The organism is Chryseobacterium sp. UYP7 (assembly GCF_056279225.1).
The window spans coordinates 1-20,594 of the sequence record NZ_JBWBQW010000007.1; the positions used below are offsets into that span (position 1 = coordinate 1).

A 20,594-nucleotide genomic window follows, 5' to 3' on the forward strand; every position below is an offset into this window, starting at 1 on the left:
ACAATTCAAGAGCAGTCTTAAAATTCAACAACGGCGAGGAATCCAAAGTATTAAAACTGAACTACAGCGTAGCGAGATCTACCGATGTTTCAGGAAGAGTAGCTTCTGATCCGAGCAACGCGATCATTAAAGTAACCATTGAAGCGACTGAAAAATCAGACATCATCGAATCTTTATTGAACGGAAAATACAAACCAACCGTTGGCGAAGTAACTTTCAATAAATCCCACGAAGAAGGAACTTTGATCAAACTGAACTGGGAAAACGGTTACGTAATTCAGCATGAAGTGGATTTTGATGCGATCGACAGCAACAGTATGCTCATCTCATTTGTTATCAGCGCTGAGAAGATCAACTATGGTGGCGGTGCTTACGAAGGTGTTTGGCCGGGAATGTAATTAAGACAGAATCAATTATTTTAAAAAGCCCTGAATATCAATCGATATTCAGGGCTTTTAATTTAAGAATTTGGAAAAAAACCGAAGAACAGTCACTAATTTTGTGCTGTTATTATTTAAACAATTAATTTCACACAGCTAAATACAGCTTATACACACCATAAAACGATTTTCGATTAGGGTGCTGAACAGGAATAAAAAATATTCACGAGAGTAAAGACAGCTTTACTCATTATATTTTTCAAGGACGAGATTCGGTATAAAATTTATATTTAAAAAATGTTGGGGCAATTTAAAACTGTACTTCTTTGTACAGTTAGACTCTCGTAAACAATCATCTCTACTGACTTTTAAATTTTATTTGGGCGTAATCCAATAACTAATTCCTATTTATTACACTCCATCACAAAAATAAATCGGGTCTCCCCTCTATTAGAAGTAAACGATAAGATCGCATCATGCGCCTTTGCAATTTGGTCCGCAATATAAAGCCCTAAACCTAGACCATTATTACTTGGACGGTCGCTCTCCCTTTTGAAAGGCGTAAATAGAATAGCCTGCAGCGATTCTGGGATAGGTTCTCCCTTATTGGCTACAGAAATTTTAAGTTTGTTGGATGTATTGCTTGCCGCAAAATAAACAGGAGATTGTGGATTACCGTGAGTCAATGCGTTTGCCAGAAGATTTGATACGAGTTGTGCAATGCGGTCAGCATCGCACAGGATTGGGTCTTTCAGAGAAAGATCGACAGCAATCTCCCGGTTTGGAAATAAGAATTTGAGTTCTTCCACCACGTGCTCAAGAACGGGTTTCAGATCAACCTCCCGAGGTGAGATCACGATTCCTTCTCCCAGACGCGTGCGTGCAAAATCCATTACATTCCCGATCAGCTCATTCATTCGGTAGCTGCTTCGCTTTAAAATTCCCACCAGATTTTTCTGCTGATCATCTTTAATGGAACGCTCCAAAAGACCGACGGTCATACTGATCGCACCAAGTGGATTCCGCAGGTCATGTCCCAAAACGGCAATTAGTTGCTCTCTTAAGATCACATTTTTTCGTTCGTCTTCCAATTCCTTTTCCGCCATGCTTTTTCCATGCTGCAAATTCTGCTCATATTGAATCCGGTCCGAAGCTTCTGTTAGCGTATAATAAATTAATTTTAATCCGTCTTCTCTTGGAGTTGATTCTTTCGCATTGATCAAAATCTTGCGTTTTTTACCCGCTACACCAATTAATTCGACAAGGATCTCCTCAAAGTAGCCCTGCATTTTTAGTAGGGGAGAAAGATGGGTTTCAAAGTAAATCTTACTACCAATGGAGAGAAGATCGGAAAACTTCTTTCCTTTTATTTCCTCAGATGAAAATCCTAACCAATCAGACACGCTTTTATTGTTGCGAATAATTTTATTCTTCTCATCAGTGATCAGGAAACCGGAGAATGATTCTTCAAAAAACTGATTGGCTTCCTGCTGTTGAATATCAATATTTTGATCTGGATTCGGGATCATGAGAGAAATGCTTTCATGGCTGCAATCGTTTCCTCGGGTGCACTGAGATTGGGGCAATGTCCGGTTGCTTCCATGAGCACCAGTTGACTGTTCTTAATTTTTTCATGCATATAAATGCCCACTTCTTCGGGTGCGATCACATCCTCCGAACACTGTAAAATCAGGGTAGGAATATTAACTTGAGGAAGAAGGTCTCTTTTGTCAGAATAGAAGGTGGTTCGTGCGAACTCTTTCGCAATATCGGGATTGCTACGGCAAAAACTAGTCGATAATTCTTCCGCAAGTTCTCCGCGTTCCGGGTTTGCCATGATTACCGAAGCCATCGTCATCGACCAGCCCAAATGATTATTATCCAGGGAATCCATTAACTCAGTGATCTGTTCCCGCGTAAATCCCCCCACATAATCACCATCGTTAATATAAGAAGGCGATGGACTAGCCATAATTAACGATTTAAAAAGATCTGGTGATTGTAAGGAGGCGATCATTCCCATAATGGAACTTACCGAATGGCCTACAAAAATGACGTCTGTCAACTTCAATTCTTCACAAATATTGACAATATCCGCGGCATATCCTTCCAGTTCTGAATATTTTTCCGACGAATAAGCCGACAGATCAGAATTTCCGGCGCCGACATGATCGAATAAAATAATTTTATAATCTTCCTCGAAAGCCGGGGTTACAAAACGCCACATGTTTTGATCACAGCCAAATCCATGCGCAAACAGCATCACTTGCGTTCCCTTTCCTTTGATGGTTACATTATTTCGTTGAATCACATTCATAATAGGTAATTGCTTCAGAAAATTAAATTTTAAAGACTGCAATATAATTAATTAATGGATAATAAATGATTTTTTTCCATGATCGCAATTAGAGAAGATTGCTCATAAAATTGAGCTAGATAAACTGCGTTTTGCAGAAGAAGTTCTTATATGGTATTGAATTACTGATCAATGATTTTTCAGAATTGTATTTTGAGAATTGGCTTGCTAAATTGTACTTCGGTGCTTGAACTGGAATTGAAGTCTGAAAACTTTCTTAAGCACACTATTAACAAACTTATAAATCAGTAAGTAAAATGATCATTGCAAATCAAAGTCGTAATGATGACATACGAAAATTGCTGTAATACGTCTTTCAATTTGAGTAAGCGGTGAATTGGAATTCTCACCAAACTGTCGGCGCATTGCTTAACAGATGCTTTGGGAAATTCGGGGAAGGTTTATAGAAAATTTCTGAAACATTAAATTTACTGGAATATATTTTCTAAGTTTTTATCAGAAGAAAATTTCTTTTTTAACTTCTAATTTATTTTATAATAGTTAAAAATGATTATTCTATTGAATATTCACTAAAAACAGTCATTTAAATAATTTATTTCGCATAAAAGACTACTAATTTTGCAATTATTTATTATATTTACAATTAGGTATCCCGGAAAATTTCTTGCTTACAGAAAATCCTAATAGGTAAGAATATATTAATTCAAGTTTATGATTCAAGATCAATTTCTAAAAATTATAAAAAACTCGTTTTCATTTTTTACTTGTTTCTCGTTTACTTTATTTGCTATTTATTTACAATTGTCACTTTCTTCCTGTGCAAAAAAAGAAGTACAGCCAGTTAAAATTTCTCCGGTTGAAAAAGTTGAAATTATTGATCAAGATAAAGTAAAACCAGACGAAAACCCTCCAGCTTCTTACGTAGAGGATCTCATAAAAACTTCCGAATATATTCTATTGGTAAATGTGACAGATGTTGATTCTGTTTTTCAAGCCGAGAAAGTTAATCATGCAGTCGTACTAAAATCCTTCAAAGGGAATTTAAAAAAACGTGTAAAAATATCCTACTTTTTGATGAGCGACATGCCTTACATTAAAAATCCGAATGACACTCTTTTAATTTTTCTTGATAAAAATAAAGAACCTTCCTTAGGACTTGCCGGCGAAAAAATATATTTTGGTGCGTCGGAAAATTCAAGTTTTAAGTATACGAAATTTATTGATTCTATACTAAACAAAAAATAAAAACATAGTGAACACTGCAAACAAAATCCTTTTAATTACTTCAACAGTTATTTTAACTATTACCACATCCTGTCAACCTACCGAGAAGAAAATCTCCGTTAAAAAAGAGGTTGCTGGGGAAAAACTATCTTATCCTCAATCCACAACTTTTGATAATACATATCTACAGTCAAATTTCTGGCGATTGTCTTACGATACTGCTGGTTCTGAATTAGCCTACAAAATTGTTTTGCCAAAAACGATGAAACCGACGAATTTAGATCCAACTCCCTTAAATGACTTGGGTCTAACATTAATCGGTCAATATCAGATGATCGACGAAAATATACCATATATGGAAATTGAGGTGGCGTATGAAAAAGCCTCTGATGAATATCCATCAATAAAAAATTGGTATGAAAGTAAATTGAAAAAATTAAAAGCTACGGCGATAGAATCTTCTCCAGTTAAAATAAAGGATGAAGAGGGATATGATATTCTTTTTACAAGAACTTTGCAAAGCGGAGAGCAGTACATAAGCAGATCCAGTATGTTAAAAAGTGGAGACAATTACGTAGTGGTAACGGTAATGTCTTCTAAGGCAGAGTATGAAAAAAACGCGGAAACTATTTATCATATTTTAACGAATTGGGAAATGCAGTAAAGTCTTCTAAAACATTTTATCAGACTTCTATTTATGTAGGTTTTTAAATCATTTATGTAATGGGCTAATTATCATTAAGAGAAAGTGCAAACTAAAAAAATCGGAGCAATTCCTCCAAATCTTAAATTTGATCGGTTATTTTTAGAATCATCTTCAAAAATTTTTTAGTTAATGATTAGTCAAACTAAATTAAATCGGATGAAATTGTTTTACTACTAAATTTTACAATTATTTTATGCACTATAAAGTCTATCTTATTTGCGCTTTTTTATTTCCACTTGGAGTGTTTTTCTTTATCGGTTCTCAGGTTTATGAAATTCAAAAAAATCTAGTTGAAATTTCCGGAACCATTTCGGTTTCTAAAAAAATCAGTCGAGGAGCACGCAGCGATACGAAGTACTACCAGAAAATGGACGATTACAAAGCTGCTTTTGTTAATGATTTTTTTGGATTAGGCAGAACAATAATCCCAAACAAATTAGCAAAAATATATCAGGATCCAGAAGTGGGCGAAATCCCTATTGTATACTGGTCAAATCCACGCCTGAAAGAAGCGGCTCAAAGAAGAGGTAGTCTCTTCATTTTTAAACACGATCTCCCAAATCTAAAAAAAGATACAGAATTAAATTATTTTTATGTTCGCTTAAACGGTGAAAAATTCTCCTTTTATACTTTTTACAATGGAATTCTGCAATATGTTATTAATGAGCAGATCGGGGCAGTTTTACTATTTTTACTAATTTTCATCAATCTCGGCCTTTTCATTTCCGCAGCACCTGGTTATGAGAAACCAGAAGATAAATGGGTGTTTAAATGGTGCCTGAGAATTACGGCTTTTTATGTTTTAATATTTCTTTATTAGATCTAATTTCAAAAATAATCAATTTATGCAAGATACAAATCCCGTCCTTCGTATTCGTCTCCCAATGTCTCAGGTAAAAGTATTGCTTGTCTGTTTCGGAGTTCTTTTAACCTATTTGATTATGGTTATCTTAAGCTTTGTTTTTCAGGAGGAAATCGATAATTTAATTGGTATTAATCCGGCCAAGGTTAATATTGCTAACTTGATGGTGGTAATATTCATTCCTTTCGGAATTTTCGCGTGGTGGTTATTCAAAAAGGGGAGTCGATATGGTCGGTTAACTTTAAAAAAAGATGCTCTTCTAATAAATTCCATTCCCGACCAAAAATTAATAAAACGTTATGATGCGAAAGATATAAAATTCGTGAAATTACAGCAGAACTCTTTCCATATCACCTTTAACGATGGGTATCGCTTTAATGTTCTTAATATTGGAATGGGTGATGGATTTATAGAGGAGATGGTTAATTTTATGCCGGTTTTCAAAATATTTTTGGAAGAAAATAAGATTGAAATAAAAGTGGGGAAAATATTATAGAAGATTTTAAAAGTAAAGAATATCTTAAAAAAATGTTTAGAAAACAGTCAAGAGAAGTAATCATTGGTTGGAAAAAAGAAATGAATTATAAAATAAATTTGACGAACGACTCTTTACCAAAAGAATTTAACCACTTTGAAATTGAAATTACTTAGGATTATTGCGATGAATTGTTTAAAATTTATGCGAAAAATCAAACAGGAATTCAGATGGTGAAAATTTTTCTACTCGAATATATTTCAACGGTGCTGTGAAATTTTTAACGAGTTTATAAACGCTGAAGTATTCAGCATATCATCTCTAAGTTTTTAGTAGGAAATAATCACCAAATTAATTTACAAGAAACCTCCAAAATTTAATGTTCTGGAGGTTTTTTTTAAGAAAATTTTTCTATTTGTTAGTTACTTTTATCGTGTGAATCGCTGCTGATAAACATTTCATTTCGTTCTTCAGACACGATATCTAAAAATCGATCGTAATGTTTCAGAACATCAGAGATCAATTCATTTTTGGTGAAATACTGAACATCGTAACTTTCCCGCGTATCTCCAAAATAAGCTTTTGGATAAAAGGCACCTTTTTCCTGAACTTCGGGTAAATTATCTTCATCCACCATAAAACCAGATACCTTTTTCGAAGTTGTTTCCACTCCATAAACGAAATTATTGATCATGTCATATTTGATCTCTATTTCAATTTTTGTGGGATTGGAATGGTTATTAATATTTGCTGAAATTCCATTCTCTGCAAATTCTGCCTGAAGTTCCGTAAAGGCTTCTTTCACGACAGTGTCGATAAAATGATCGATCGATTTCCGGTCTTTGGTTGCCACGATCTGTTTCAGTCGGTCTTTCCACAATCTTCCAGACCAGGGAACAGTTGCTTTCGAAAATGTACGGTCGTAATAAGCCTGGTCAATAGTCAGCGCTTTAATTAAACTAACAATAAACAGGATCAAAATTATAGAAAATGGCAAAGCGGTGATGAGGGTCATGCTTTGAAGGGCTTTTAAACCCCCAGCATTCAGCAGCAGTAAAGACAATCCTCCAAGTAAGGTTCCCCACAAAATGGTTTGCCATTTCGGAGATTTCACTGCATTTTTTGTGGCGATATTATTCATCACAAAAATGCCAGAATCCGCTGATGTCACAAAAAAGATAATCACAATAAGAATGGTCATGAAACTCGCTATGGTAGAGAAAGGCAAGTACTCTAAAAACCGAAACATCAACGCATCCGGATCTCCCGCAACTGCACTGAGAGCGCCATTGCCTACATTCTCATCAAACCATATCGCACTGTTTCCAAAAACTGTCATCCAGATAAAATTGAATAAAGATGGAATCAGCAACACTGCGACAATAAACTCTCTGATCGTTCTGCCTTTCGATATTTTTGCAATAAAAAGTCCAACATAAGGTGACCAGGAGATCCACCAGGCCCAGTATAGGATCGTCCAGTCATAAAACCAGGGCAACTGTTCTTTGTTGTACACGTGAGTACCGAAAGTCAGATTAAAAAAGTTGTTGATGTAATTACCCAAACCTTCAGTAAAACTACCAATAAGAAATACGGTAGGACCTAATATAAGAACGAACAAAAGCAGTGCAACAACCATCGTTACATTAATATTGCTTAATATTTTGATTCCTTTATCAACACCTGTGAGTGCGGAAATTACCGCCAGTGAAACTAAAACTCCGACAATCAGGATTTGATAAAAAAAGCTTGTGTCAGGAACAATATTTAAAAATTGTAATCCTGAATTAATTTGAACGACCCCAAAACCTAACGTCGTGGTAATACCAAAAAAGGTACTACAAAGTGCAAAAACATCGATCGCGTTTCCCCACTTTCCGTCTGTTTTGTTTTTTAATAATGGATAAAAGCAACTTCTAAGTGATAACGGCAGTTTAAGACGATAAGTGAAGTAGGAGAGGGACAAACCTACGAGTCCGTAAATGGCCCACGCATGAATTCCCCAGTGAAAAAAAGTATAGAGCTGCGCGTTTTTTTCTTTATTTACGTATTCCTGCAAGCCAAAAACTTCGGAAGTATAATGTTGCATCGGCTCGGCGACCCCAAAATACATCAATCCAATTCCCATTCCCGCAGAAAATAACATGGCGACCCAGGAAAAAAACGAGTGTTCCGGTCTGCTGTCGTTATCTCCCAGCCGAATATTTCCGTATTTGCTGAATAAAAGATAGAACAGGAAGATGACAAATATCGTTACAGACCAAACATAAACCCAGTTCAGGTTTACAAAAATGAAATTTTTAATGACGTTTAATATCGAATCGGTCATATCCGGATAGAGTACAGAAACGACAGAAACTAGTAATATAAAAATGATACTCGGCAAAAATATCCCTTTATTAAGCGTAGATTTAAACATAGGAAATGGTTTTTTTTTGTTTGAAATTGAGACTGGAAACCAGACTTATATTTCAAGTTTGTGAAAAGGATTTACTATTTATGATAATTATTTTAAATCTGAAACACCTTTGACATTAATAAAAGAAGCAGCGAAGTAATCTACAAATTTATCCCAATAAATTGCTAAAATAATGTGGTAACTTAAATTTTTTATTTTGAAGCTTTGTTTGATCTTCAATTGCGTAAATTAAAAGTGATCACCTGAATTATTAAAAGCAGCAGCATGTATATTCGCTTTTAGAAAAAATCGACAAAGGTTTGCTGTTTTAAAAGAAGAACTGATTACCAACATCTCAAAAAAAAATTTCTTTCAAGAAAGACTAGCGTACATTTTGCTTGAAAAAAAAAGAAAATCCGTTTTGATATTTTTTAGAAAATCACATGATAACAATTCAAAATAGGTTATTAATTCCAAATTAAAAACCACAAATTTATTTACCTTTAATCAAAATGGAAAATAATGCAATAATTTCAGTTTTAAATAAGCTTCAGCTTGAAGAGGGAAACTCCGTTGAAAAATCCAGTAAGGAGCAGTTCGAAATTTTGGTCAACTTTATTGATGATCTTATTCGAAATGATTTCAACCGTCTGCTCAGTATTCTTTATCGCGTCGATATTTCCGAAGATAAACTAAAAAAAAAGCTGGCAGAAAATAAAGATAGTAAGGCACGGTCCGCAGAAATGATCGCTCAACTTTTTATAGCGAGGGAAGAAGAGAAAATTTTATCCCGTGCAAAATACCGACAGGATTAAAGATTTGCGAGAACTGGTTTTAACATCACCATCAATTTCTCTTTAATTCTATTGAAAACCGATAAATCGCGTATTGATCGTTTAGAATTTAACAAGGTAAAAATTCTTCATCATGAAAATTGTTTTAGTATTAACCACAGTCGTAATCGTACTATTGATTATTAGTCAAATTTATTTTATCATGGCAAAAACTGAAACGCAACCTTATAAAGTCATCAAAAAAGAAAAAGATTTTGAGATTCGATTATATCCTGCCGCTACAATGGCAACCGTCTCTATGGATGCAAAATCCTACAAAGAATTATCTTCCACCGGATTTAAAAAATTAGCCTCTTTTATATTTGGCGGCAACGAGTCGAATAAGAGTATTGCCATGACTTCGCCGGTTCATATGGATATTAATAATGCCGAATCATCTATGAGTTTCGTGATGCCATCAGAATATTCCAGAGATAATTTGCCCAAACCGAACAATTCCGAAGTATATATTGAAACTACCGCGGAAGAGTACGTTGCAGCGATTGAATTCAGTGGCTTTGCGAATGACGAGCAGATTAAAAAATACGCAGCCCAACTGGAAAATGAACTAAAGCAAAATGGCATCGAATATTTCGGCAACTTTCGCTTTCTAGGTTATAATGCTCCTTATCAACTCGTAGATCGGAAGAATGAAATTATTGTCAGCGTGCGTTGGGAATAATATTTTCGGAAAAACTACAATTTTAATACTGCATCATTTGATCTCAAGAAAAATTTCATTTCCAATTATCAATTTTACCGAGAATTTATAATAAAGTGTAATCAGTAATTGGATGACATTATCTGAAAAATTTAATAGATTATTACTTTTCTTTAAATTGATAGTTATCGATCACTATCAAATTGCCTTGGTCAAATTATTGTTGGTCAAACCAGAAGAATAAATATCAATCTCACAAAAAATTAAAAATGGAATATAGAAAATTAGGGAACAGCGACTTAGAATTATCGGCCATCACTTTCGGAGCTTGGGCTGCCGGCGGCTGGATGTGGGGAAGTACCGACAGAAATGATGCGATTGAAGCCATAAAAACTTCCTACGATTTAGGCGTCACTTCTATAGACACAGCGCCAGTTTACGGTCAGGGAACCAGTGAAGAAATTGTGGGTGAAGCAATTAAAGGAATATCCAGAGATAAAGTACAGGTTTTGACTAAGTTTGGGATGCGTTGGGATTTAAATAAAGGAAGTCTTGCAATGCATTCAAAAGATAACGACGGAAAGAAAATCGACATTTATAAATATGCCGGAAAAGATAGCGTGATCTACGAATGTGAGCAAAGTTTAAAAAGATTGGAAACCGATTATATTGATCTGTACCAAATTCACTGGCCAGATGTTACTACGCCGATTGATGAAACTTTCGAAGCAGTTTCCAGATTAATTGAACAGGGAAAAGTCCGGTTTGCAGGAGTTTGTAATTATAGCGCAGAACAAATGGCAGAAACTGGAGAAACGATTGATCTGGTTTCGAACCAAATTCCCTTCAGTATGGTAACTAGAGAGATTGAAAAAGAAACAGTTCCATACTGCATCAAAAATAACAAGTCGATCTTGGCCTACAGTCCTATGGAAAGAGGTTTGTTAACTGGGAAAATTCATCCAGGATATGAATTTGAAGAAGGCGATCACCGCGCAGGTTTACCTCATTTTCAACCAGATTTTGTTAAAAAAACCAATGAACTTCTACATAAAATAAAACCCATCGCTGATGAACACAACGCAAGTTTAAGTCAACTCGTTTTAAGATGGACGATCGAGCGGGAAGGAATTACAATCGCATTAGCAGGTGCAAGAAATGCAAAACAGGCGACACAAAATGCAAAAGCTATCAATATTAAATTGAGTACAGAAGAGTTGAAAACAATTGACGATTACGTTAATAACTTCTAATAAAATCACCTCAAAACAGAAATAATTCTAACAGATCAATCTGGAAGAATTATTTTTGAGATCACTGTAAAATAGGATTTTAGCCGATAGTTAAATACATAAAAAAAGCTTCGAAAGAAGCTTTTTTTTTTAATAATCTATCTGACTACTTTAATGTCCATCGCAGAAAGTCCTTTTGCAGACTTTTCTATTTCAAAGGATACTTTATTGCCTTTCTTAATCATTTCTTCGCAATTATTGCTGTGGAAGAAAATATTTTCTTTTGATTTTTCCTCGGTAATAAAACCATAACCTTTTTCACTGAAAAAAGTAACAATCCCCGTTTTTACAACTTCTTCGGCTTCTCTTGGAGCGGCGCCCAGCTGAATACTATCCAGATCAATAACAGGTTTATCGCTTTTGTCTGGTTTTGTACTTGTAAACTGACCGTTGTGGTCAACATACATGATCATGTCATCCAGGCTTTTCCCTTTGTCATTGCTGTCTTTGCGCTCTTCACGACGCATCGCCTTTTCTTTTTGCTTTTGAAGTTTTTTCTTAAAATTTTCTTTTTTGGAGAAAGAATCCGCCATATATTTTGTTTGTTTTTAAATTATTTGATAAGGTACAAAATTATTCAATTCAATGCAATAAAAGAAGAGAATTTTGATTTTATTTTAGCCTAAATAAATGATAATCCTTTAATAGAAAAATATGAAGTATTCAAAGAAGTTCAGTTTTTAACATCAACTATTACATTATATATATTATTTTCGAGCTATTTTCTTAGAATTAAAAACGCTTTAACGATAATTTCTTAATTTTCTACACAAGAAGTCCAATTGATCTTGAATGCTCTTTTGCTTCATTCGTGTGCTTATACTGAAAAGTATAAATTGATTTGTGCCGCAACGATTCCAGGATCTGTTTTGTAAGATGCTCTTTCTTACTATTTATATTTCTGATGTAAATTGCGAAAATTTGATCAGGATATTTATCAGCGATCTGCTTGTAAATGTCCGGATCACTTTGCGAATTATCACCCAATAATACGAACTGCTGTTTCGGAAAAACTTGCAGAACTCTTTCAATTCTATTGAATTTTCCCTGGTGTTTCGTATTTCCAACTTTTAGTAATTGATGTAATTTTTTGATTTCATTCAGGAGAAAAGCCCCTTTTGGCAATTGATTAAATTTGAAAAATTCATTCAGGTAATCATACAGATTCCACTCACTGCTCGAAACATAAAAGAAAGGGTTCGGAATATTTGCTTCTGTATGAGCGGCACTTAATAGTTGATAGTAATTCACCACATCTGCAAAAGTTTTTCGACTCCGCGGATTTTTAGTCAGCATGGACCACAATTTTTTTCCTGTAGTTCCTGAATGGGAAATTAGCACGGTATCATCAATATCCGATATAAAACCATATTGTGTGCTGTGCGGGACGAATATTTTTCCTTCGCCACTTGCTGTAATTTTCTCTTCAGTATTCACCAGATCCACTTTTAAATCGTGCCATCCTGCCATCACTTCGTTCTTCGACTGCCATTCAAATTTATAAAAACCATCAGTTTCTGTCGTCGTGTAGAATGATTGATCTTGCCATTGAAGTTTAACCCGCGCTTCCGGAAGTGGCGTAATAAAAAAAAGCTTGATCAGGTTAAAGAAATTGACTATCGCATTGTTCGTATAATGACTTTGAGGAGAAAATTTCCCTTTCAAAACATGTCCATAAACGACCAGATTCTTAGTATGTCCGTATCCGTGATACACTTTAACAACCGCTTTCGGGTCTTTTATATTTTGGATCATAAATTTTTTGAAATTAAACTTCGTGAGTAATAATGCTTCAATATAATAATTAAAGTAAACATTCTTATCTTGGTGCATCAAAACTCAGTTTACAAATATACAATACCTATGGAATTGAAGGAACGTGATAAAATACTTTTTATAATAAATCCTGGCTCCGGTAATCACTCCATCAACTGGTCCGCCGAAATAAAAAATTTCTTTGCGCCTCTAAATTATTTGATCGAATTGTATTTTTTGGAACGGGAATGCAATATTCACCAGATCAAAGATAAGGTTGCACTGTTTAATCCCGATAGAGTAGTTGCGGTTGGCGGTGATGGCACCGTTGGTCTTGTGGCGCAATGTGTATTAAAGAAAAATATTCCATTTGGAATTTTACCCGCTGGTTCCGCAAACGGTATGGCCAAAGAGCTAAAGATCAGTGAATTTCCTGCCAATGCATTGCAAACAATTATTTCTGGCAACGTATTGACAATTCATGCAACGGTGGTTAATGAAAATTTGTGCATCCATTTGAGTGATATTGGCGTTAATGCAAAAATGATCAAACAGTTTCAGAAGGAAAACATTCGTGGTTTCTGGGGTTATTTTCTAGCCAATATTAATGTAGCCTGGAATACGTTATTTGTAAGTCCGAGATTTAAAGTTCAGTTGAATATCGACGGTAAAACGATCGAAAGAAATGCTGTAACCATCATTATAGCGAATGCGACAACTTACGGAAGTGGCGCGGTTATAAATCCAGTGGGCAGTTTAGAAGACGAATTGTTTGAAGTCATTATCATCAGAAAAATCTCTGTAATAGAAGTATTTAAAATGTTGATCAGCCACGATCCTTTCAATCCCCAAAAGACGGAAGTTTTTAGCACAAAATCGCTCCAAATTAAAACTTTAAGAAAAATTCATTTTCAGGTTGATGGCGAATATCTCGGAAAGGTTGATGAAATTGAGGCGCATTTAATTCCCGCTGCGTTGCAAATAATTGTACCCAAATAATGACAGACGAGTTTAAGAATATTTTACGATATTAATTAATTATTCGACTTTTTTACACCAGACTTTTCAATTTTACTATATGTAATTTAGTGTCAGAATTTTCTTCCTTACATCCCAATCTCTTCTAAAAATGAAAATATTTTATTTATTATTTTATCTTTTCGAAGAGATAAAGTTTGCCGCCAGAGAATGCATAATTCTGCATTAAATTACCTTCTAAAACCATCGTTTTACTGGTAACATCAATAATGGAAATATAGTTACTGGAATTGTATTTCAGATAATTTTCTTTATTTTTAGTCTGAGGATTTTTTCCGAAATCAAATTTATATTTGATCCAGTCTTCCTCTGCGTTCTGGCAATGTACAGGTTGAAATTTTCTTCTGTTTGATTTAAATTCGATGACCTCAAAGCCTTCAGCACATTCGCTTTTAAAGTTATTTTCTGGATTGCTGTCCTGTGCAAATTGCTCATAAGTCCCGTTGTAAACGCCCACGACTTTCCACGTGCCATCCAAACGGTCTTCATCAATTTTCCCTTCTGCTTTTTTCACCGCCCAGCTTACTCCTTTTACCGTTCCTTTAACTACAGAATAACCCAGTTTAGCGGTTGTTGTAACTATTTTTGCCGCTGTAGAAACGATGCAGGAAGTCAGTATAAAACTCATCAAGACAAAAAGGGCAATTTTAAAAATTTTCATAATTTGGATATTAATTTGAACTGCAATTTACGCTAAATTTCAGTGAGGAAAGAAGTTATGAATTCTAAATACCACAGAGAAATTAGAGAAAAAATTTTCTTCATATTATTTTGTTATAACGATTACCTGATTAACGCGTCAACCATTAAAAATAAATTTTATTTAAATCTCTAAAAAGGTCATTCTGTTCACGCAAAATTCTTATTCACTTTGATTTATCGTAGCCGATCGTAAAACGTAATTCTTCAAAATAAATAGTATTAAAATTTCATAAAAGCAAAAATTTAGTATGTTTTTGGACTAAAATTTGATATTAATTTTCAAGCTTTTTTACGATAGTATTGAGAAAAATCAAAAGTAAAATTGAACGATAACATTATTAATTAAACTTTAAAATTATGGGACAGGCACAATCACCACAGCAAGATTTAAGCGGCAAAGAAGCCGTAGAAACGATTAAAAAATTAACCGAAAAAGCCGGAGTTTGCTTTTTCGTAACGAACATTGGTAAAAATTCACACAGCATTCCAATGTCTCTACAGGAAGTTGACGAGAATGGAACTTTATGGTTCATCAGTTCTTCGGAAAGTACGCACAACCACAACTTAATGCAGGATTCAAGCGTTCAGCTTTATTTTCTGAACAATGGTTCTTACGAATATGTATTCCTGCAAGGTAAGGGAGAAATCTCTAAAGACAAAGCCTTGATCGACAAATATTACAGTCACTTCGCAGATGCCTGGTTCGATGGGAAAGACGATCCAAGAGTAACAGTCATCGGGGTAAAGCCAGATGATGGCTACTATTACGAAACCAAAGACAACAAAGTTTTCGCCATGGCAAAGATGGTTTTCGCAGCCGTAACCGGAGCTAAAACCGAAGATGGTGGAGTAGAAGGTGGACTAAAAGTTTAACAACAGGTATTTTAACTTTGCTACAAAAAAGAGCAACGATCGATCTGTTTTGATATAAATTAGAACTATTTTTGATCGTTGCTTTTTAACATAATATATGAATTTCGAAAGAATAAAAGAGAAATTAGAAATACTAGCAGATGCTGCGAAGTACGACGTTTCCTGCTCCTCGAGTGGTGGAAATCGTAAGAATAAAAATGGCGGTTTAGGCAATAGTCACGCTTCCGGAATCTGCCATTCCTACACGGAAGATGGCCGATGCGTTTCGCTTCTAAAAGTATTATTGACCAATCATTGCATTTATGACTGCGCTTATTGCGTATCGCGAAAATCAAATGATATTAAACGTGCCGCTTTTACAGTGGAGGAAGTCGTAGATCTAACCATCAACTTTTACCGCAGAAATTATATCGAAGGTCTTTTTCTTAGTTCCGGCATTTTTACAGACGCTGATACGACGATGGAACGTTTGGTCCGGGTTGCAAAAAAATTACGCACGGAACATAAGTTCAATGGTTACATTCATTTAAAATCGATTCCCGGTGCGAGTGATGAAATAATGAAAGAAGCAGGTTTATACGCCGACAGACTTTCTATTAATATTGAAATTCCAACCGAAAAAGGGTTGAAACTTTTAGCTCCCGAAAAATCGCACGATCAGATGATCAAGCCAATGGGTTTTATTAAAAATGAACTCATTCTTTATAAAGAGGAAAAAAAGATTTTTAAAAAAGTTCCAAAATTTGCGCCCGCCGGACAATCTACGCAGATGATCGTCGGCGCGACAGATGAAACCGATTTAAAGATCATTAAAGTTGCGGATCATTTTTACCAGAATTTTAATCTCAAAAGAGTTTACTATTCCGGTTACGTTCCGATGTTGGAAGACGCGCGATTGCCTTCCATCCATTCTCAGGTTCCTATGTTGCGCGAAAACCGGTTATATCAGGCAGATTGGCTGATGCGTTTTTATGGTTTTAAAGCCGATGAAATTGTAGAACGATCGAATCCTTTTCTTGATCTTGAAGTTGATCCAAAACTCGCCTGGGCTTTAAGAAATCGGGAAAGATTTCCGGTGAATATCAATACGGCGACCAAAGAAATGATCTTAAGAATTCCGGGAGTTGGCACAAAATCTACCCATAAAATTTTGATGGCAAGACGATTTCAAAATTTAAATTTGGACCATTTGAAGAAAATGGGTGTTGCAGTGAATCGTGCGAAATATTTCGTAGAATTCGAAACGCATAATATTTTTACAAGATATATTGATGATCAAAATTTCCGCAAAATCATTTTGACTGGAATGAAATCTAAATTTCAAAATCCATTTTCCGAACAACTCAGTTTATTTTGATGACGACCTTAATTTATGACGGTAGTTTTGATGGCTTACTGACTTCAATATTTGAAGTTTTTGAGTATAAATATGAGGCAGTTGAAATTATCAGTGAACAAAATTATCATCAGGAAAATATCTTTGCAGAACTTCATCAAGTCATTACCAATATAGAAAAGTCCGAAAGGGTTTTAACAAAGATCAAAGCGAATCTTGGCAGCGAGGGAATTTCAAGATTGCTCATGGTTTATTTCTCGGAGAAAGTAGAATTGGAGAAATTAATTTTAAGCGCTGTCCGCCATTCGGTAAAAAATCCTGATAAGAATATTTTACAGGATTTTGGAAACGATGATATTCTGGATATTGCAAAGATTTGTAAATCTGTAGGTCGGGAAATTCATCGCATGAATGCTTTCGTTCGTTTTGAGAAATTGCAGGATGATGTTTATTTTTCTAAAGTTGAGCCTGATTTTAATGTTCTTCCGCTCATTTTAAAACATTTCAAATATCGGTATCAGGATCAAAAATGGATGATCTTTGATCTGAAAAGGAATTACGGAATCTTTTATGATCTAAAAGAGGTTGATTTTTTTTATCCGGAAGAATCTCAAACTAAAGATCTCAGAAAGACGGAGAATCTCCTTCACGAAGAGGAAGTACGGTATCAAAAATTATGGCAGCGGTATTTTTTCAAAACCAATATTCCGGAACGGAAAAATTTAAAACTGCATCATAAATCGCTGCCAAAGAGATACTGGAAATATTTAACTGAAAAATATTGATGTAGAAAGTTATCCTGCATTTTCTAAATTATTTCTTATCGATCCCGCTAAATTTCAGCTGACTGGTATGGAAATGGTTGCAACCATTAAGCAAAATATTAACTAGCACTTATTAATTATTTTAAATTCTGACTTTAAAATTTATCTATTTTGAAACTCGTAAAATTTACCAACAAAGGCATTTATTGTATTCCCGGAAAATTCTATCTGGATCCTTGGCGACCCGTAGATCTGGCCATAATTTCTCACGGACATGGTGATCATGCGAAGTGGGGAATGAAGAAATATTTGTGTCATCATTTTACAAAACCAATTTTGAAGATCAGGATTGGCGCAGATATCGAGGTTCAAAGCTTAGGATATAATGAACCCATAATGATCAACGGTGTAAAAGTAAGCTTTCATCCCGCCGGTCATATTGTGGGGTCCTGTCAGATCCGCATGGAATATAAAGGATATGTTACCGTTTTTTCCGGCGACTATAAAGTTCAGGACGATGGGATTTCTACCCCTTTTGAAGTGGTGAAATGCAATGAATTTATTACTGAAAGTACTTTTGGACTACCTATCTATAATTGGTTAACGCCACAGCAATATTCCGATCAAATGAAAACCTGGGTTGAAAGCAATCGCGAACAGGGAAAAACTTCGGTTTTTATTGGATATTCCTTGGGAAAAGCACAGCGGATTATGAAGTCCGTCGAAGGAATGGGAAAAATATTTGTGCACAGTTCCATCGGCCGGTTAAATGAAGCCATCGAAAGTGTGGGTGTTGAATTACCGGATTATGAAACGGTTTTATTTAATGAGGATTTAAAAATGGTAAAAAATGAGATCGTTATTGTTCCGCCGGCTTTATTAGACAGCAATATGATCCGAAAAATCCCAAATCGTGCCACTGGATTATGTTCCGGCTGGATGCAGGTTCGCGGGTCCCGAAGATGGCGTTCTGCCGATGCAGGTTTCGCAATTTCCGACCACGCAGACTGGAATGGTTTGCTTGAAACGGTTAAAGCAACTGGTGCCGAACAGGTTCACGTCACGCATGGTCAAATCGCTGTTTTTTCTAAATATTTGAATGAGATCGGCATCAAATCTGATGAAGTTACCACCAAATTTGGAGACGAGGAAGAATCCTCCGAAGAGGAAAAAGTTATGGAAAACATAACACAAGATGACCTGGAAAGTAAAAATTAATAAACGCAATAATTAGAAACTCGAATCTCGAAACCCGAAACCCGCAATTCCAATGAAACATTTCGCCGAGCTCATATTATCTTTAGAAAGCAGTAATAAAACGACCGCTAAGGTTGATGCGATGGTTCACTATCTGAATACTGCAGATGAAAAAGATAAGCTTTGGTTCCTCGCGCTTTTCACCGGTAAACGACCGAAACGTCCTATCAACAGCAATTTTTTAAAGATGTGGGCCCTCGAAATTATTCAGCTTCCGGAATGGCTTTTTTTAGAAAGTTACAGTTCCGTCGGTGATCTGGGCGAAACATTATCACTCATTTTACCAGCGCCAGAAAATCTGATCGATAAGTCTTTAACGCAGTGGATCACAGAATTGATTGATTTAAAAGATAAGTCAGAAGAAGAAAAAAAAGCCTACGTTCTCGAAAGCTGGAACGGTTTGGATTATACCGAGCGTTTTATCTTTAATAAATTAATTGGTGGAAGTTTTCGTGTTGGAGTGTCGAAAAAATTATTGATCAACGCGCTTTCAAAATACTCCGGGATCGAAACCAGCCAGCTCATGCACAGCATTATGGGAAAATGGACGGTTGATGATGTTGATTTTGAAGATCTTATTCAGGGAACCAACATTAATCCCGATAATTCCAAACCATATCCTTTTTGCCTCGCTTATCCTTTAGAAAAAACGCCCGAAGATCTGGGCGATCATGAAGAGTGGCAGGTTGAATATAAATGGGATGGAATCCGCGGCCAGTTTATCAAAAGAAATGACGAAGTTTTTATCTGGTCACGTGGTGAAGAGTTGGTGAATGCGCAGTTTCCGGAATTGGTTGAAGCTTTCCAGAAAGTAGATGGAAATTTTGTTTTAGATGGCGAAATCTTAGCCGTAAAAGAAGGAGAAGTTCTCAATTTTAATGAACTGCAAAAACGACTGAATCGTAAAACCATTTCCGCAAAAATGATGAAAGATATTCCAATAAATACTTTCGTTTATGATATTTTAGAACTCGAAGGTGAAGATCTGCGGGAAAAACCTTTGGTCGAAAGACGTTTACTTTTGGAAGAGATCATTGAAAATTCCGACGTCGATAATATAAAGATCTCCGAAATAATCATTGCAAAATCCTGGGAAGAATTGGCGGAAGTTCGGGAGAAATCCAGGGAAAATAACTCCGAAGGTTTAATGTTGAAACAGAAAAATTCCCATTATCATTCCGGCAGAAAGAAAGGCGACTGGTGGAAATGGAAAGTCGATGCTTTAACCATTGATGCTGTTTTAATTTACGCCCAAAAGGGAAGTGGTCGAAGAAGTGGATTTTATACCGATTATACTTTTGCCGTAAAAAAAGAAGATCAACTGGTTACGATCGCAAAAGCCTATTCGGGCTTGACTGACAAAGAAATTATGGAAGTCAGTCGGTTTGTAACGAAAAATTCGCTGGAAAAATTTGGTCCTGTTCGAACGGTAAAAGCAGAACTGGTTTTTGAGATCGCCTTTGAAGGAATTGGATTTAGCAACCGTCATAAAAGTGGAGTAGCCTTACGTTTTCCGAGAATTTTGAGATGGAGAAGAGATAAAACCGTAAAAGATATTGATGATATTGAAGAAGTGAAAAAATTAATATCATAAAATAGAAGATTTAAAATTTGAATTAAATTTAGCTAAGTGAAAATCCTTCGTGTTCTTACTAATTTAATAAAAAAGAAAAACTTCGCGTCTTTGCGTGAAAAAAAGCATTATAATAAATAATTCAATA

At 35.3% G+C, this 20,594-nt stretch carries 20 protein-coding genes; 14 read left to right on the forward strand and 6 right to left on the reverse strand.

All coding sequences use genetic code 11. The features are described from left to right. A partial coding sequence (gene tssD / locus ACZ9HT_RS13460) for a type VI secretion system tube protein TssD (RefSeq protein ID WP_476041007.1) occupies positions 1-398 on the forward strand: 398 nt, incomplete at its 5' end. Positions 399-784: 386 nt separating this feature from the next. Here the strand turns inward: tssD and ACZ9HT_RS13465 are convergent. Both ACZ9HT_RS13465 and ACZ9HT_RS13470 read right to left on the reverse strand, forming a co-directional pair. Beyond that, entirely contained in the window at positions 785-1,909 is a 1,125-nt protein-coding gene (locus ACZ9HT_RS13465) for a PAS domain-containing sensor histidine kinase (protein WP_476041008.1), read from the reverse strand. Beyond that, on the reverse strand, positions 1,906-2,697 hold the full coding sequence (locus ACZ9HT_RS13470) for an alpha/beta fold hydrolase (RefSeq protein WP_476041009.1): 792 nt from the start codon (positions 2,695-2,697) through the stop codon (positions 1,906-1,908). Before ACZ9HT_RS13470 ends, ACZ9HT_RS13465 begins: the two co-directional genes overlap by 4 nt. Before the next feature lie 801 nt (positions 2,698-3,498). Here ACZ9HT_RS13470 and ACZ9HT_RS13475 point away from each other — a divergent pair. The 4 genes from ACZ9HT_RS13475 to ACZ9HT_RS13490 all read left to right on the forward strand — a co-directional run bounded on the left by ACZ9HT_RS13475 (position 3,499) and on the right by ACZ9HT_RS13490 (position 5,985). Next, the gene (locus ACZ9HT_RS13475) at positions 3,499-3,942 is read left to right on the forward strand and encodes a hypothetical protein (protein WP_476041010.1); all 444 of its coding nucleotides are present in this window, start codon (positions 3,499-3,501) and stop codon (positions 3,940-3,942) included. A gap of 7 nt (positions 3,943-3,949) precedes the next feature. Further along, positions 3,950-4,585, forward strand: a complete 636-nt coding sequence (locus ACZ9HT_RS13480) for a hypothetical protein (RefSeq protein WP_476041011.1) — start codon at positions 3,950-3,952, stop codon at positions 4,583-4,585. A 235-nt stretch (positions 4,586-4,820) separates the two neighbouring features. Next, positions 4,821-5,447 (forward strand): hypothetical protein, encoded by a 627-nt coding sequence (locus ACZ9HT_RS13485; RefSeq protein ID WP_476041012.1) that lies wholly within the window; start codon positions 4,821-4,823, stop codon positions 5,445-5,447. A gap of 25 nt (positions 5,448-5,472) precedes the next feature. Continuing rightward, positions 5,473-5,985 (forward strand): hypothetical protein, encoded by a 513-nt coding sequence (locus tag ACZ9HT_RS13490; RefSeq protein WP_476041013.1) that lies wholly within the window; start codon positions 5,473-5,475, stop codon positions 5,983-5,985. Positions 5,986-6,382: 397 nt separating this feature from the next. Here ACZ9HT_RS13490 and ACZ9HT_RS13495 read toward each other — a convergent pair whose 3' ends face one another. Then, positions 6,383-8,383, reverse strand: coding sequence for a BCCT family transporter (locus ACZ9HT_RS13495; RefSeq protein ID WP_476041014.1), 2,001 nt, complete (start codon positions 8,381-8,383; stop codon positions 6,383-6,385). 491 nt (positions 8,384-8,874) lie between these two features. Here ACZ9HT_RS13495 and ACZ9HT_RS13500 point away from each other — a divergent pair, with 491 nt between their 5' ends. The 3 genes from ACZ9HT_RS13500 to ACZ9HT_RS13510 all read left to right on the forward strand — a co-directional run bounded on the left by ACZ9HT_RS13500 (position 8,875) and on the right by ACZ9HT_RS13510 (position 11,109). Further along, the gene (locus ACZ9HT_RS13500; RefSeq protein ID WP_476041015.1) at positions 8,875-9,177 is read left to right on the forward strand and encodes a hypothetical protein; all 303 of its coding nucleotides are present in this window, start codon (positions 8,875-8,877) and stop codon (positions 9,175-9,177) included. Positions 9,178-9,289: 112 nt separating this feature from the next. Further along, positions 9,290-9,877, forward strand: coding sequence for an SOUL family heme-binding protein (locus tag ACZ9HT_RS13505; protein WP_476041016.1), 588 nt, complete (start codon positions 9,290-9,292; stop codon positions 9,875-9,877). Between the two features lie 248 nt (positions 9,878-10,125). Then, positions 10,126-11,109 carry an aldo/keto reductase gene (locus ACZ9HT_RS13510; protein ID WP_476041017.1) on the forward strand — a complete coding sequence of 328 codons (984 nt, stop codon included), beginning with the start codon at positions 10,126-10,128 and terminating at the stop codon, positions 11,107-11,109. Positions 11,110-11,246: 137 nt separating this feature from the next. Here the strand turns inward: ACZ9HT_RS13510 and ACZ9HT_RS13515 are convergent, their stop codons facing one another. Together ACZ9HT_RS13515 and ACZ9HT_RS13520 are read right to left on the reverse strand one after the other, a co-directional pair. Further along, positions 11,247-11,681, reverse strand: a complete 435-nt coding sequence (locus ACZ9HT_RS13515; RefSeq protein ID WP_476041018.1) for a cold-shock protein — start codon at positions 11,679-11,681, stop codon at positions 11,247-11,249. Positions 11,682-11,913: 232 nt separating this feature from the next. Further along, positions 11,914-12,981, reverse strand: coding sequence for an App1 family protein (locus ACZ9HT_RS13520; RefSeq protein WP_476041019.1), 1,068 nt, complete (start codon positions 12,979-12,981; stop codon positions 11,914-11,916). A gap of 30 nt (positions 12,982-13,011) precedes the next feature. On the opposite strand from ACZ9HT_RS13520, the gene ACZ9HT_RS13525 reads away from it, so the two are divergent. Beyond that, positions 13,012-13,902 carry a diacylglycerol/lipid kinase family protein gene (locus ACZ9HT_RS13525; protein ID WP_476041020.1) on the forward strand — a complete coding sequence of 297 codons (891 nt, stop codon included), beginning with the start codon at positions 13,012-13,014 and terminating at the stop codon, positions 13,900-13,902. A gap of 148 nt (positions 13,903-14,050) precedes the next feature. Here ACZ9HT_RS13525 and ACZ9HT_RS13530 read toward each other — a convergent pair whose 3' ends face one another. After that, the gene (locus ACZ9HT_RS13530) at positions 14,051-14,602 is read right to left on the reverse strand and encodes a hypothetical protein (RefSeq protein ID WP_476041021.1); all 552 of its coding nucleotides are present in this window, start codon (positions 14,600-14,602) and stop codon (positions 14,051-14,053) included. A gap of 398 nt (positions 14,603-15,000) precedes the next feature. On the opposite strand from ACZ9HT_RS13530, the gene ACZ9HT_RS13535 reads away from it, so the two are divergent. The 5 genes from ACZ9HT_RS13535 to ACZ9HT_RS13555 all read left to right on the forward strand — a co-directional run bounded on the left by ACZ9HT_RS13535 (position 15,001) and on the right by ACZ9HT_RS13555 (position 20,467). Further along, the gene (locus ACZ9HT_RS13535; protein ID WP_476041022.1) at positions 15,001-15,516 is read left to right on the forward strand and encodes a pyridoxamine 5'-phosphate oxidase family protein; all 516 of its coding nucleotides are present in this window, start codon (positions 15,001-15,003) and stop codon (positions 15,514-15,516) included. A 97-nt stretch (positions 15,517-15,613) separates the two neighbouring features. Then, the gene (locus tag ACZ9HT_RS13540; RefSeq protein ID WP_476041023.1) at positions 15,614-16,873 is read left to right on the forward strand and encodes a putative DNA modification/repair radical SAM protein; all 1,260 of its coding nucleotides are present in this window, start codon (positions 15,614-15,616) and stop codon (positions 16,871-16,873) included. Beyond that, positions 16,873-17,637: a TIGR03915 family putative DNA repair protein gene (locus tag ACZ9HT_RS13545; RefSeq protein ID WP_476041024.1), complete on the forward strand. Its 765-nt coding sequence runs from the start codon at positions 16,873-16,875 to the stop codon at positions 17,635-17,637. Before ACZ9HT_RS13540 ends, ACZ9HT_RS13545 begins: the two co-directional genes overlap by 1 nt. Positions 17,638-17,787: 150 nt before the next feature. Beyond that, a complete protein-coding gene (locus tag ACZ9HT_RS13550; RefSeq protein WP_476041025.1) occupies positions 17,788-18,834 on the forward strand; it encodes a ligase-associated DNA damage response exonuclease in 1,047 nt (348 codons plus the stop codon). Positions 18,835-18,886: 52 nt separating this feature from the next. Then, positions 18,887-20,467, forward strand: a complete 1,581-nt coding sequence (locus tag ACZ9HT_RS13555) for an ATP-dependent DNA ligase (protein ID WP_476041026.1) — start codon at positions 18,887-18,889, stop codon at positions 20,465-20,467. Positions 20,468-20,594 lie beyond the last annotated feature (127 nt).

What these genes read in the sequence shown, in the direction of transcription:
- ACZ9HT_RS13465 (WP_476041008.1), bottom strand. Translation starts at nt 1,909, where the DNA reads ATGATCCCGAATCCAGATCAAAATATTGATATTCAACAGCAGGAAGCC.
- ACZ9HT_RS13470 (WP_476041009.1), bottom strand. Translation starts at nt 2,697, where the DNA reads ATGAATGTGATTCAACGAAATAATGTAACCATCAAAGGAAAGGGAACG.
- ACZ9HT_RS13485 (WP_476041012.1), top strand. Translation starts at nt 4,821, where the DNA reads ATGCACTATAAAGTCTATCTTATTTGCGCTTTTTTATTTCCACTTGGA.
- ACZ9HT_RS13490 (WP_476041013.1), top strand. Translation starts at nt 5,473, where the DNA reads ATGCAAGATACAAATCCCGTCCTTCGTATTCGTCTCCCAATGTCTCAG.
- ACZ9HT_RS13495 (WP_476041014.1), bottom strand. Translation starts at nt 8,383, where the DNA reads ATGTTTAAATCTACGCTTAATAAAGGGATATTTTTGCCGAGTATCATT.
- ACZ9HT_RS13500 (WP_476041015.1), top strand. Translation starts at nt 8,875, where the DNA reads ATGGAAAATAATGCAATAATTTCAGTTTTAAATAAGCTTCAGCTTGAA.
- ACZ9HT_RS13505 (WP_476041016.1), top strand. Translation starts at nt 9,290, where the DNA reads ATGAAAATTGTTTTAGTATTAACCACAGTCGTAATCGTACTATTGATT.
- ACZ9HT_RS13510 (WP_476041017.1), top strand. Translation starts at nt 10,126, where the DNA reads ATGGAATATAGAAAATTAGGGAACAGCGACTTAGAATTATCGGCCATC.
- ACZ9HT_RS13515 (WP_476041018.1), bottom strand. Translation starts at nt 11,681, where the DNA reads ATGGCGGATTCTTTCTCCAAAAAAGAAAATTTTAAGAAAAAACTTCAA.
- ACZ9HT_RS13520 (WP_476041019.1), bottom strand. Translation starts at nt 12,981, where the DNA reads ATGCACCAAGATAAGAATGTTTACTTTAATTATTATATTGAAGCATTA.
- ACZ9HT_RS13525 (WP_476041020.1), top strand. Translation starts at nt 13,012, where the DNA reads ATGGAATTGAAGGAACGTGATAAAATACTTTTTATAATAAATCCTGGC.
- ACZ9HT_RS13530 (WP_476041021.1), bottom strand. Translation starts at nt 14,602, where the DNA reads ATGAAAATTTTTAAAATTGCCCTTTTTGTCTTGATGAGTTTTATACTG.
- ACZ9HT_RS13535 (WP_476041022.1), top strand. Translation starts at nt 15,001, where the DNA reads ATGGGACAGGCACAATCACCACAGCAAGATTTAAGCGGCAAAGAAGCC.
- ACZ9HT_RS13540 (WP_476041023.1), top strand. Translation starts at nt 15,614, where the DNA reads ATGAATTTCGAAAGAATAAAAGAGAAATTAGAAATACTAGCAGATGCT.
- ACZ9HT_RS13545 (WP_476041024.1), top strand. Translation starts at nt 16,873, where the DNA reads ATGACGACCTTAATTTATGACGGTAGTTTTGATGGCTTACTGACTTCA.
- ACZ9HT_RS13555 (WP_476041026.1), top strand. Translation starts at nt 18,887, where the DNA reads ATGAAACATTTCGCCGAGCTCATATTATCTTTAGAAAGCAGTAATAAA.